Raw genomic sequence first — 12,827 nt, forward strand, 5'->3', positions numbered from 1 at the left:
TCCGGCACGACACCGACGAACGGCGTCATCGTCGACGCGCCGTGCCGACGACGAGGGGCACGATGGTCGGCATTCGTGTCGGCATACGGGTACGCAGGATCGCCTCGAGGTGGAAATCGGTCGCGCCGAGCAGGGATTCGAAGTCGCGGTTGGCGTGGCAACCGTCGGCGAGGCGTCGTTGTACCGGGGTGAGCAGGTCCTGGACCGCGGCGCGCACGCCGGTGCCTCGGACGTGTTCGTGGAACAGGAACTGTCCCCCCGGTCGCAGCACCCGGTGTACCTCGGCCAGGGCGCGGGCCGGGTCGTGCACCGAGCAGAAGACCAGGGACGCGGTGACGGTGTCGAAGCTGCCGTCGGGGAACTCCAGGGCGTGCGCGTCACCGTCCACCACGGTGATCGGGGCGGCGGGGGAGTGGGCGAGTGCCGTGAGCCGGGTGCGCAGCGCCGGATTCGGTTCGAGCAGAACCAGTTCGGTCAGATCGTCGGGGTAGTGCGGCACGGAAAGACCGCTTCCCGCGCCGATCTCGAGGGTCCGGCCCTGCGCGCCGGCGAGTTGGGCGCGACGCACACCGGCCTGACCCGCCCGCTCGACGCGGGCCATGAAACGGGGATACCAGCTCGCGAAGAAGCGTTCGCCGAACGTTGTGGTGGTCATGGTGGAAGTCTGCTGCGCGGGTCCCCCCGCCGTCATGGCCGTTTCGGGCCATCATCGATGGCCCGAACAGGTGATCCGGGATTCGGGAAGGTGATGTGATGCTGCGCGTCGAGGATCAGGTCGTGCGCTACGTGAAGACCGGCCACGGCGATATCGCCTGTGCCGAGGTCGGCAGTGGTCCGCCGCTGCTGATCGGCGGCTGGTGGTGCGGCCACCTCACCCTCAACTGGGAGGACCCGCTCTTCCGCGCCTACGTCTCCCGGCTGGCCGAACGATTCACCGTCGTCAGGTACGACCAGCCGGGGCGGGGCCTGTCCGCCGCCGCCGGGTATCCGCGCGATCTGGAGGACGAGATCACCGCGACGGCCGAGATCGTCGACGCGCTCGGAGTGGACCGCTTCGCCGTGCTCGGCGCGTCCTCCGGCGCCGCCGTCGCGGCGGGCCTGGCCGCGCTGCTGCCGGACCGGGTACACCGGCTCGTGCTCTACGGCGCGTTCGCCGACGGGGCCGATATCGCGCCGGAAAGCGCGCGCCGCGCGATGGTGAACGCCGTCTCCGCGCACTGGGGGCTGGGCTCGCGGCTGCTCGCCGACGTGTTCGTCCCCGACGCCGACAATGCCGAGCGCGAACGTTTCGCCCGCTTCCAGCGCCTGTCCGCCACCGCCGAGCAGGCCGCGAGATCGTTGGCCGCCACCTACGAGATCGACGCGACCGAGTATCTGACCGCCGTCACCGCCCCGACGACGGTCCTGCACCGCAGGGGCGACCGCGCGGTGCCGTTCGCGCTCGGCGTCGACGTGGCACGCCGGGTCCGTCGGGCGACCCTGGTCGAACTGCACGGCGAGGATCATTTCCCGTGGCGCGGCGACGCCACCGCCGTCGCCGACGCGACCCTGCGCGGACTCGGACATCCCGTGCGGTCACGTCCCGCCCTTCCCGGTCCCGAGGCGGTGACCGATCGCGAGCGGGAGATCCTGCGCCTGGTCGCGGACGGATTGACCGACGTCCAGATCGGCGAACGGCTGACGCTGAGTCCGCACACCGTCCACCGTCACATCGCCAACGCCCGTACCAAACTCGGCGTCCGATCCCGCGCGGCCGCCGCGGCGGCGATCAGGCGGGACCGACCGGGCCGGTAACCCGTACCCACAGCCGATATCGGTGGGTCACCGCGCGAGCGATAGGATCGACGCGATTGTTCGGCCGACCGCCGACAACCCGCGCGACGCGCCGACCGAAGGACCATCGGGTACCGGCATCGCGGACGAGAATGTGCTGGCAGCGCGCCGACCGGACGCGCACGGGGCTTCCGTCACCCATCGCGCCGAGTAACCACTACCGACGGGTAACATTGATCCCGTCTTTTCACACCCGGCTTTCTCAGAAGTGAGGCAGTAGATGACAGAGCGGATTCAGGTCGGCGGGCTCCAGGTGGCCAGCGTTCTTCACGAGTTCATCGAGAACGAGGCGCTTCCCGGGACCGGCGTGGACTCCGCCGCGTTCTGGGCCGGTGCCGAACAGGTGATCAACGATTTGGCGCCGCGCAACCGTGCCCTGCTGGCCGAACGCGACGAGATCCAGGGAAAACTCGACGCCTGGCATGCCGAGCACCCCGGCGCGAACTACGACAAGGCCGCGTACAAGAGCTACCTGACCGAGATCGGGTATCTACGCCCCGAACCGGCCGGATTCCAGATCACCACCCAGAACGTGGACACCGAGATCGCGAGCACCGCGGGCCCGCAGCTGGTGGTGCCGGTCATGAACGCGCGGTTCGCCATCAACGCCGCGAACGCGCGCTGGGGCTCGCTCTACGACGCGCTCTACGGCACCGACGCCATCCCGGAGACCGGCGGCGCCGAGAAGGGCAAGGGCTACAACAGGGTTCGCGGTGACAAGGTCATCGAGTGGGCGCGCAACTTCCTCGATGATTCGGTGACGCTCATCACCGGTTCGCATATCGGATCGTCGTCGTACACGATCGTGGACGGCGAACTGGAGGTCGGCCTCGAGGACGGCACGAGCATCGGCCTCGCCGACGCGTCGCAGCTGGTCGGCTACCTCGGCGATCCGGCATCCCCGACCTCGATCCTGTTGAAGCACAACGGTTTGCACATCGAGATCCAGATCGATCCCGAATCGCCGATCGGCAGCACCGACAGCGCGGGCATCAAGGATGTCGTGCTGGAATCCGCGGTCACCACGATCATGGATTTCGAGGATTCGGTCGCCGCGGTCGACGCCGAGGACAAGGTCCTCTGCTACCACAACTGGCTCGGCCTGATGAAGGGCGATCTCAGCGAGAAGGTCGTCAAGGGCGACAAGACCTTCACCCGGACGATGAACCCGGATCGGGTCTACACCGCACTCGACGGCAGTGACCTGGTGCTGCACGGCCGTTCGCTGCTGTTCGTGCGCAACGTCGGTCATCTGATGACCTCCGACGCCATCATCGACAAGGACGGCAACGAGGTGCCCGAGGGCATCCTCGACGGCCTGATCACCTCGCTGGTCGCCGTCCACTCGCTCGACGCGAACACCGAGCTGAAGAACAGCCGCACCGGCTCGGTCTACATCGTCAAGCCCAAGATGCACGGCCCCGACGAGGTCGCCTTCACCAACGAGCTGTTCGGACGCGTCGAGGATGTGCTCGGCCTGCCCCGCAACACCCTCAAGGTCGGCATCATGGACGAGGAGCGCCGCACCACGGTGAACCTGAAGGCCTGCATCCAGGCCGCCGCCGAGCGGGTCGTGTTCATCAACACCGGCTTCCTCGACCGCACCGGCGACGAGATCCACACCTCCATGGAGGCCGGGCCGATGGTCCGCAAGGCCGATATGAAATCCCAGCAGTGGATCACCTCCTACGAGGACTGGAACGTCGACACCGGCCTGGCCACCGGCCTGCCCGGCAAGGCGCAGATCGGCAAGGGCATGTGGGCCATGCCGGATCTGATGGCCGACATGCTGGTGCAGAAGATCGGCCACCCGAAGGCGGGCGCGAACACCGCCTGGGTGCCCTCGCCCACCGCCGCCACCCTGCACGCGACCCACTACCACCTGGTCGACGTGTTCAAGCGGCAGAGCGAGATCGCCAAGGGCGGCGCGCGCGCCACCGTCGATCAGATCCTCGAGATCCCGCTCGCCGCCGATCCGAACTGGTCGGCGCAGGACAAGCAGCAGGAACTGGACAACAACTCCCAGAGCATCCTCGGCTACGTGGTGCGCTGGATCGACCAGGGCGTCGGCTGCTCCAAGGTGCCCGACATCCGCGATGTCGGCCTGATGGAAGACCGCGCCACCCTGCGCATCTCGAGCCAGCTCATGGCCAACTGGCTGCGCCACGGCATCGTCACCGCCGACGAGGTGACCGCCAGCCTGGAGCGGATGGCCCCGGTTGTCGACAAGCAGAACGCGGGCGACCCGAACTACCGGCCGCTCGCGCCGGATTTCGCGGGCAGCGTCGCCTTCCAGGCGGCCAAGGAACTGGTGCTGGAAGGCACCAAGCAGCCCAACGGCTACACCGAGCCCATCCTGCACCGGCGACGCCGCGAGGCCAAGGCACTGAACTGCCTGTGAAACCGCTGGTCCACGTGATGTGACACCGTGCGACCCCCGGCCGGACGATCCGGCCGGGGGTTGTGTGTTCACCGGCTGCACAGATACCGATACCTATCCGTTACCCTGGTCGCGACACTGGAGATCGTCGGAGATTGGGTAAGTATGGGAAGCGTTGTTCTCGACATTGTCGCTCTGGTCACCAACCGCGCCGCGTCCTTCTGGAATTGGATCGCGACCGGATCGGCGGGATTCCCCCCGCTCTGAGAGTGCCGATCGAACCGGAAACCCCCGTCCACCCCTCGGGATCGTGGCCGGGGGTTTTTCGTCGGGTCGGGGCTATGTCGAGCGCGGTGGCCACGACGCCGTTATCTTCTGTGTATGAGCGTCGGTGAACGGACCCGTGTACGTGTCCCGTTCTGGTTCGTCTGGTGGATGGTTCTGGTCATCGGCGTCGTGTTGGTGCTGTGCCTGGTCTCGGTGTGGGTGATCGCCACCGAGGGAACGCAGACGAGCAAGGTGGTGCTGTCGGCCCTGCTGGCTGTCGCGGCGGGGATCGCGGCCCTGTCCGCCCTCGTCGGACTGTTCCGCTATCGCGCGGTCGTGCTGAGCCTGACCGCCCCGTTGCTCATCGGTCTGCTGGCGGCGGCGGTCTGGTACGAGATTCCGCAGAAGGGCGCGTGGCAGCTGTCGCACGGCATTCTGGAGGATCAGGCCGTCGACTGTGTCAATCCCGGCGAGCGCACCCGGCTCGGGGTGTACAGCATCCGCTATGTCGACCGCCGCGACGGCGGCTGCCTCTTCTATTTCGAAGGGGACGAGAAGAATTCCGAGGGGTTCGGATATTTCCCCGACAGCCCGCCGCCGTATATCGGCCCGCCCGCCGAGCGCGGCATCGGCTACGAGCCCTACCACATTCCGTGGTACCGCTTCGTCGACAATTCCTGAGGGAGCGGCCTTTCCGATCAGGCGGGAACCTGTCCGCCGAGTTGGACGAGCATGACGCCCATGATCCCGATCTCCTGACTCTGCGACTGCAATGTCGCCCGCGCGGCCTCCTTCACCGCGCCGTGGGTGAGCAGGGCGTCCGCCGCGACGGCCATCCGCAGGCCGCCCCGATGGTGGCGAATCATCAACCGCAGGAACAGTATTTCGGCCTCCCGTCCTCGGGCGGCGGCCAGCGCGTCGAGTTCGGCGGTGGTCGCCATCCCTGGCATGCCGGTCGAGGGGTCCGGCTCGGTACGCGCCGCGTGGTCGTGCCCCGCGGATTCGGTGTGCATCCACAGCATCGGCTGCGGTGACAGCGGACTCGCGTCGGCGAGTCGGAGCCAGCCGAGCATGGTGCCGATCTCGGTCCGCTGCGCGTCGGCGAGTTGATCGGCGAGCCTGCGGATATTCGGGTCGACATCGGGATCGAGCCGTTGCGTCATCCGCAGGGCTTGCTCGTGGTGGGCGGTCATATCCTGGGCGAAGCCGATTTCCACCGCGGTGAGAATCGGTGTGTCGGTGTGCCGTTCGGGCAGCACGACCGGCCGCAGCGCCGCGCCGAGCACCACCAGGGTGAAGGCGACGGCGACAGCGGCGGCTACCCGGAACGGCGGGAACCGGTGGGACATATCAGGATCCGACGGTGGACTGTTGGTTCGCGGGCGGACTGTAGACGTCGTTGCGCAGTTGCAGCACCATGAAACCGTTGTCGGCGCACGCGACGTAGAGTTGGTCGCCGCGCCATTCCGGCGGCGACATACACCAGTCGGTCGACAGGTCGCCGAAGATGTTGTCGGTGCGCGAAGTCAGTGCCGTCGACGGATCGAAATCGCCCTCGAGGACGGCTCGTACGGCCGGAATCACGCCGAGGGCCGGGAATCCGATGACCGATGCCAGCGCGTGCGGCGAATTCCACAGATCGGCGAAGCGTCCGGTGCGGGCCGGTGGATTGAAGTAGGCGATCTCGTGGATGTTCTCCGGATCGCGCACATCGAAGACCCTGATACCGGAGGAGATCCATCCGCAGGCCAGCGCCGTGGGATCGTCGGGGCGGTCGGCCGCGCAGTAGTGCGATTCGTAGGCGAACGCACCGCCGCCCATGGACGATCCGATCGCCGCGTCCTGGTTCTGCGGCAGGTTGATCTCGAGTTTGATCTTCGTCGTCACCTTCGGCGCGGTGTCGTCGGAGACATCGATGAGTTTCACCCCGCCGGAACCGCCCTCGTCGACCGTGTAGAGATAGGGTCGGCCGTCGTAGGTGACCGCGATGCTGTGCTGGGTCGCCTGGCCGTCGGTCCAGAAGATCCGTCCCAGATGCCGCACCTGCGGCGCCGGTTCGCGACGCTGGATCGCGCCGACGTCGAGCACGGTGAAACCGCTCAGCGCGGAGATGTACATGCGGGTGCCGTCCGGGCTGAAACCCATTCCGTGCGATTCGATTCCGGTGAGCCCCTGCCAGATGACCCGTGGCTGCACCGGATCTGAGATGTCGACGGCGCTCACGAAACCGGGCGTCAGACCCGAAGCCCAATAGGTCCTGCCGTCCGGGGAGAATCCCGCCTCGTGGGTGGTGATCGGCAGCGGCATCAGCAGATTCGTTCCCGCTCCGGGATTCAGCAGCCGCGGATACGCGCAGTCGGAGATGTCGTAGACGGACAGGTAACCGACACCGACTCCCGCGGGTACCCCGGTACCGACCAGCAGTTTGCGATCGGCGTGGACTTTGAGGCTCTCCCACGTGCCGCCGAGCATCGCGGGTTCGGTGAGTGTCACGGTGGGGCGGGGATTCGCGGGATCGGAGACATCGAGTACCTGGACACCGCGTCCCTCGGCGAACAAATTCCCGGGGAAGAACGACCCCATGTACGCGCAGTGCTCGAAACTCGTGGAGGTGATGCCCGCGCCCCGGCCGGTGTAGCTACCGACCATCGACATATTGCACCGGTAGCCCTGGGTGCTGCGACCGCTGTCCCGATCGGCGGCCGGAACGTCGCCCTGGAGACCGGATTCCGGCATGGACCCCGGCCCGCACTCCGCGCGGGGAACCGCGGTGCGGCCCACGTCGAGGAATTCGCGCACGGCGTCGCCGCCGATGAATTGCGGATTCGCGGAGACGCTACCGGGCAGCATCATCGCGGCGAGGACGCCCGCGACGAGCAGGGCGAGCGGTCTGGCCCGGCCCATGGTGGTCAGTGAGCGCATCATCGCGGCTCCTCCGATGTCGTCGTCGGCACTTCCGGAGCCATCTGACTGGGACAGTTACTCCAGGAACTGAATGGTAGTAACAGCCGGTAACTTCGGGGCCGAATTCGGCGAAATCGGGCAGTGGAGGGTTTTCAGACGCTGTCCACGGTCCGCGGTCGCCTCGCGAGCAAGGATTCGCAGCACGCGAGCAGGGATTCGCGCAGCTCGGCGGCACGCTCGGCCAGCACCGCCTGCGTACGAGCGTATTCCGCGCGTCCGGCCGGGGTCTCGATTCGAACCGGTTCGTATCCGAATTCCGCGAGGTCGTAGGGGCTGGCCCGCATATCGAGTTCGCGCGCCGCGCAGGCGAGCTGGAAACATTCGAGCAACAGATCCGAGGGGATCAGCGGCACCAGCTTGAAACCCCATTTGTACAGATCCATGTTCGCGTGCAGGCAGCCGGGTTGTTCGCGGGCCACCTGGTCCTCGCGGGTGAGCGGGATCGCGTTGCGGGGCAAGGCTTCCGGGGTGAAGAAGCGGAAGGCGTCGAAATGGGTGCAGCGCAACGACATCGATTCGACGACCGCGTCGGTTCCCTTGTGTCCCAGACGCAGCGGCACCTGCTGATGACGGACGTCGTCGGTGCGGTACACCATCGCCCACTCGTGCAGACCGAAACAGGACAGCTGTGCCGGGCGGGAAGCGGTGGCGCGCAACAGGTTCGCGACGAATTCGACGGTGTCGGCCCGCCGCTCGAGATAGGCGGGATCGGCGGTGTGCGCGCCCCGGTGTGCCGACGAGAACCCCGTCGACTCGTCGCGATCGAGACGGACGTACCCGCGGGCGCCGTCGTATTCCTTCGCGTCGGTGAGCGCGACACCGAATCCCGGGTGCCACCGGCGTAGTTGGGCCGGTTTGTGTCCGTAGTAGGTGAACAGGAAATCGATCACCGGGTGGGTCGAGCCCGCCGCCCGGCGGCGAACATAGGGCCCGACGAGTTCGTCGACCGCGGCGGCGTGCGCCTGCGCGCGCGCACGCCACTCGGATCGACCCAGTACCCGCACCGCGCTCACCGGCCGCGGCGAACTCGCCGGTCGCCGTGCGCGATCGGCACCGCGGCGACCGGCGCGCACCGCCGCATCGTCGACGCGAGGCCCGGATCCGGAATCATTCCGCGCCCCGGTGCGTCACATCCCGCACGGTGCCGACGAATTCCTCGACCAGATCCTCCAGCGCGACGATGCCGACGGTATTGCCCCGGCTGTCGACCACCCGTCCCAGATGACTGTTGGTACGGCGCAGCCTGGCCAGCGCCTCGTAGAGGGTGGTGCCGGTGCTGACGGTCGGCAACGGGCGAATATCGGTGCGCGGGATGGGGGTGTTCGGGCCCGCGCTCTCGTCGGCGACCTTGTCCAGCACATCCTTGACATGGAGGTAGCCGACGAGCGAGCCGTCGGTGGTCTGCACCGGGAAGCGGGAGAAACCGGTCTCGCCCACCGCCGACTCGATATCCCCGAGCGTGGTCCCACTGCCGCGTAGCGGCACCGAGCGCGTGGAGCCGAGCGGAACCATCACATCGGCGACGGTGCGGTCGGAGGTGCCCAGCGCCTGGGTGAGCCTGCGGTGCTCCTCTTCGTCGAGCAGCCCCTCCGACCGGGATTCGCCGATCATCTCGGCGAGTTCCACGCTGGACACGGTCGCGTCCAATTCGTCCTTGGGCTCGACGCGCAGCAGTCGCAGGCTCAGATTCGCCGCCAGGTTGTAGAAGGCGATCAGCGGGCGGGCCAGCCGCAACCACATCAGGTGGACCGGAACCAACAGCAACGCACTGCGTTCGGGCCCGGCGAGGGCGATGTTCTTCGGGATCATCTCGCCGAACAGGATGTGCAGGATGACCACGATGGTCAGCGCCAGCGCGAAGGAGACCGGATGCAGGAGCTGATCGGGCAGTCCGACCACCTCGAACGGCACTTCGAGTAGGTGCGCGACGGCCGGTTCACCGACCCGGCCGAGCAGAATCGAGCAGATGGTGATGCCGAGCTGAGCGGCAGCCAGCATCATCGACAGGTTCTCACCCGCGCGTATGACGGTGTCGGCATTGCGTTTGCCCTGTGCGGCGAGCGCTTCCAGGCGATCGCGGCGTGCCGAGATCAACGCGAACTCGGCGGCGACGAAGAACGCGTTACTCGCGAGCAGTACGACCGTGAGCAGGACGGCGAGCAGATCACCCATTGCTGTGCTCCGTGTCGTTCACGTGGTCGGGGATGGTGTGTGTCGCGGTATCGGCCGTGTCGGACCGCTCGTCGTCCGGGATCGCGTTGCTCGCGCGCAACACGTCCGCGGTGACCGGGATCAGGCGCACCCGGTCGATACGTCTGCCGTCCATCCGTTCCACCCGGGCGATCCAGCCGCCGTGATCGGTCTCGTACGGATGCCGGTTGTGCGCGGGCGAATTCGGCAGCACCACCTCGTCGCCGGTTTCCGGGATCCGGCCCAGGCGGGTCAGCACCAAGCCGCCGAGGGTTTCGTACTCGCCCTCGGGTGCGTCGTATCCGGTGGCACGGGAGACCTCGTCGATGCGGAGTAGTCCGGAACAGTCCCAGCCGTCGCCGACGCGCCGGACGTCGCGTTCCTCCTCGTCGTGCTCGTCGCGCACGTCACCGAGGATCTCCTCGATCAGATCCTCCATGGTGACGAAACCCGCGGTACCGCCGTATTCGTCGACCACGAGCGCGATCTGCATGCCGTCCGCGCGTACCCGCTCGAGCACTTCGTCACCGTCGAGGCTGGCGGGCACGATCGGCACCGGACGCGCCAGGGTCTGCAACGCGATGCTGCGGCGCTCGCTCGCCGGATGGGTGAACGCCTGCTTGACGTGCACCACCCCGAGGGTGTTGTCGAGATCGCCGTCGATCACCGGGAATCGCGAGTAGCCGGTGCGGCTCGCGGCGGCGATGAGGTCGGCGATGGTGTCGGATTTGTCCAGCGATTCGATTTTCACGCGCGGCGTCATCAGTTCCTCGGCGCTGCGCTCACCGAATTGCAGCGAACGGTCCATCACCTGGGCGGTGCGCTGGTCGAGCGCGCCGCGCAGCGCGGAGGTGCGCACCAGCGAACCGAGTTCCTGGGGTGAACGGGCCGAACGCAATTCCTCGGCGGGTTCGACGCCGAGATGACGCACCACCCAGTTCGCGGAATTGTTCAGGAAATGGATCATCCATTTGAACGCCGTCGAGAAGGCGATCATCGGTCCGGCGGTCATCCGCGCGGTCGCGAGCGGTTTGGCGATGGCGATGTTCTTCGGCACCAATTCGCCGTAGATCATCGACAGCGAGGTGGCCAGCACCAACGCGAGGGCCAGTGAGATCCCGTTCCGGGCCCCTTCGCTCATACCGGTCGCGCCCAGCAGCGGCGACAGCAGTTCGGCCAGCACGGGTTCGGCGATATAGCCGGTGATGAGCGTGGTGATCGTGATGCCGAGCTGAGCGCCGGACAGCTGGAACGACAGTGTGCGATGCGCTCGGCGGACCATGCGCGCCGGCGCGTCACCGTCGCGGGCGTGCGACTCGACGGTGCTGCGTTCCAGGGCGGTGAGGGAGAACTCGGCCGCGACGAACAGCGCGGTGCCCGCGGTGAGGGCGATGAACCCGAGCAGGCTGAGAACGGTGAGTACGACGGCCACGATCAACACCGCTCGTCGAGCGGACAGAGCGCTCTGCTGGGGGCTGATACAGGGGGGATTGCGTGGACTGCTGCGGGAAGGAGAGCGCCGGGTTCGTCACCCGGCTCGGTAGAGGAGCCCTCCTGTGCGGCGCCCTCGGACGCGGGTGACAACTTGTTCCTTTCGGCATGCGGGAGTTCCGTTGCCGGGAGAGACCGGCAATCACCATGTTACCGGCACCATGTTACCGGCCCACTCGTCGTGACGTGTGGGCCGGTGTTGTGTGTCCACTGCCGTGTGTCGCTCTACCAACCGCTCGGCAGCGGGCGTCCCTCCGCGAAACCGGCCGCCGACTGCACGCCGAGCACCGCCTTGTCGTGCAATTCCTCGAGGCTGCGGGCGCCCGCGTAGGTGCAGGCACTGCGCACGCCGGAGCAGATGTGGTCGATGAGATCTTCGACACCGGGGCGCTCGGGATCGAGCCGCATCCTGGAACTGGAGATGCCCTCCTCGAACAGCGCCTTGCGCGCGCGGTCGAAGCCGCTGTCGGTCGCGGTGCGTGCGGCGACGGCGCGTTTGGACGCCATCCCGAAACTCTCCTTGTAGGCATTGCCGTCGCGGTCGACACGCAGGTCGCCGGGTGATTCGTAGGTGCCGGCGAACCAGGAGCCGATCATCACGTTGGCCGCGCCCGCGGCCAGGGCCAGCGCCACGTCGCGCGGATGGCGCACGCCGCCGTCGGCCCAGATGCTCACGCCGAGTTCCTTCGCCGCGCTCGCGCATTCGGCGACCGCGGAGAACTGCGGGCGACCGACGCCGGTCATCATGCGGGTGGTGCACATGGCGCCGGGTCCGACGCCGACCTTGATGATGGTCGCGCCCGCCTCGGCCAGATCGCGGGTGCCCTGCGCCGACACCACGTTGCCCGCCGCCAGCGGTACCCCGAGCCCCAGATCGGAGACGGCCCGCAACGCCTCGAGCATCTTGGCCTGGTGACCGTGCGCGGTATCGATGACGAGCAGATCGGCGCCCGCGTCGACCAGGGATTTCGACTTGGCCGCGATATCGCCGTTGATGCCGACCGCGGCGGCGATCCGCAACTGCTCACGCTCATCGATATTGGGCTGGTAGATGCCTGCGCGAATGGCCCCGGTGCGGGTCATGACGCCGGTCAGCGTGCCGTCCGAGCCGGTGAGCACCGCGAGGTCGGCGTGCGCGGCGTCGAGCCGGTCGAAGATCTCGCGAGGCGAGAGTGACGCCGGGGCCTGGACGAAATCGGTGACGGCGACATCGCGCAACCGCGCGAAGCGGTCCACGTCGGCGCACGAACTCTCGGTGACGACGCCGATCGGCTTACCCGACTCGACGACGACCACCGCGCCGTGCGCGCGCTTGTGCATCAGCGCGACGGCCTCGGACACCGACCGTTCCGGATCGAGCGTGACGGGAGTGTCGGCGGTGAGCGAGCGGCTCTTCACGAAGGCGATGGTGTCCGACGCGGCGCTGATCGGCAGATCCTGCGGCAGGACGACGATGCCGCCGCGGCGGGCGACGGTTTCCGCCATCCTGCGACCGGCGACCGCCGTCATATTGGCTACGACGATCGGGATGGTGGTGCCCGACCCGTCGGTGGTCGACAGATCCACATCGAACCGGGACGCGACATCGGTCCGATTCGGAACCAGGAAGATGTCGTCGTAGGTCAGGTCGTACGGCGGCTGATGCCCGGGGAGAAACTGCACTTGAACGATACTAACCGGCCGCCGATCCCGACGTGCAATT

General features: G+C 67.5%; 10 protein-coding genes. 3 read left to right on the plus strand and 7 right to left on the minus strand.

Translation table 11 applies throughout. From position 1 onward, the window contains the following. Nucleotides 1-25: 25 nt before the first annotated feature. Nucleotides 26-655, minus strand: a complete 630-nt coding sequence (locus tag JZ792_RS03290) for a class I SAM-dependent methyltransferase (RefSeq protein WP_216906703.1) — start codon at nt 653-655, stop codon at nt 26-28. Between the two features lie 98 nt (nt 656-753). Between JZ792_RS03290 and JZ792_RS03295 the strand changes: the two genes are divergently transcribed. From JZ792_RS03295 to JZ792_RS03305, 3 genes are all read left to right on the plus strand, one after another. Next, nucleotides 754-1,794, plus strand: coding sequence for an alpha/beta fold hydrolase (locus JZ792_RS03295; RefSeq protein ID WP_216906705.1), 1,041 nt, complete (start codon nt 754-756; stop codon nt 1,792-1,794). A gap of 259 nt (nt 1,795-2,053) precedes the next feature. Next, on the plus strand, nt 2,054-4,234 hold the full coding sequence (locus tag JZ792_RS03300; RefSeq protein ID WP_216906707.1) for a malate synthase G: 2,181 nt from the start codon (nt 2,054-2,056) through the stop codon (nt 4,232-4,234). Between the two features lie 360 nt (nt 4,235-4,594). Then, a complete protein-coding gene (locus tag JZ792_RS03305) occupies nt 4,595-5,161 on the plus strand; it encodes a hypothetical protein (RefSeq protein WP_216906709.1) in 567 nt (188 codons plus the stop codon). Nucleotides 5,162-5,178: 17 nt separating this feature from the next. Here the strand turns inward: JZ792_RS03305 and JZ792_RS03310 are convergent, their stop codons facing one another. The 6 genes from JZ792_RS03310 to JZ792_RS03335 form a co-directional block, all read right to left on the minus strand. Next, on the minus strand, nt 5,179-5,829 hold the full coding sequence (locus JZ792_RS03310; protein ID WP_216906710.1) for a DUF305 domain-containing protein: 651 nt from the start codon (nt 5,827-5,829) through the stop codon (nt 5,179-5,181). A gap of 1 nt (nt 5,830) precedes the next feature. Continuing rightward, entirely contained in the window at nt 5,831-7,402 is a 1,572-nt protein-coding gene (locus JZ792_RS03315) for an LVIVD repeat-containing protein (protein WP_216906955.1), read from the minus strand. Between the two features lie 134 nt (nt 7,403-7,536). Further along, entirely contained in the window at nt 7,537-8,448 is a 912-nt protein-coding gene (locus tag JZ792_RS03320; protein WP_438804292.1) for a 3-methyladenine DNA glycosylase, read from the minus strand. Between the two features lie 103 nt (nt 8,449-8,551). Then, nucleotides 8,552-9,616 (minus strand): hemolysin family protein, encoded by a 1,065-nt coding sequence (locus JZ792_RS03325; RefSeq protein WP_216906712.1) that lies wholly within the window; start codon nt 9,614-9,616, stop codon nt 8,552-8,554. Then, entirely contained in the window at nt 9,609-11,066 is a 1,458-nt protein-coding gene (locus JZ792_RS03330; protein WP_216906714.1) for a hemolysin family protein, read from the minus strand. The genes JZ792_RS03325 and JZ792_RS03330 overlap by 8 nt, the downstream gene beginning before the upstream one ends. A gap of 284 nt (nt 11,067-11,350) precedes the next feature. Next, nucleotides 11,351-12,787: a GuaB1 family IMP dehydrogenase-related protein gene (locus JZ792_RS03335; protein ID WP_216906716.1), complete on the minus strand. Its 1,437-nt coding sequence runs from the start codon at nt 12,785-12,787 to the stop codon at nt 11,351-11,353. Between the last annotated feature and the right edge of the window lie 40 nt (nt 12,788-12,827).

The organism is Nocardia noduli (assembly GCF_019038455.1).
Lineage (GTDB): Bacteria > Actinomycetota > Actinomycetes > Mycobacteriales > Mycobacteriaceae > Nocardia > Nocardia noduli.

What these genes read in the sequence shown, in the direction of transcription:
- JZ792_RS03290 (WP_216906703.1), bottom strand. Translation starts at nt 655, where the DNA reads ATGACCACCACAACGTTCGGCGAACGCTTCTTCGCGAGCTGGTATCCC.
- JZ792_RS03295 (WP_216906705.1), top strand. Translation starts at nt 754, where the DNA reads ATGCTGCGCGTCGAGGATCAGGTCGTGCGCTACGTGAAGACCGGCCAC.
- JZ792_RS03300 (WP_216906707.1), top strand. Translation starts at nt 2,054, where the DNA reads ATGACAGAGCGGATTCAGGTCGGCGGGCTCCAGGTGGCCAGCGTTCTT.
- JZ792_RS03305 (WP_216906709.1), top strand. Translation starts at nt 4,595, where the DNA reads ATGAGCGTCGGTGAACGGACCCGTGTACGTGTCCCGTTCTGGTTCGTC.
- JZ792_RS03310 (WP_216906710.1), bottom strand. Translation starts at nt 5,829, where the DNA reads ATGTCCCACCGGTTCCCGCCGTTCCGGGTAGCCGCCGCTGTCGCCGTC.
- JZ792_RS03315 (WP_216906955.1), bottom strand. Translation starts at nt 7,402, where the DNA reads ATGCGCTCACTGACCACCATGGGCCGGGCCAGACCGCTCGCCCTGCTC.
- JZ792_RS03325 (WP_216906712.1), bottom strand. Translation starts at nt 9,616, where the DNA reads ATGGGTGATCTGCTCGCCGTCCTGCTCACGGTCGTACTGCTCGCGAGT.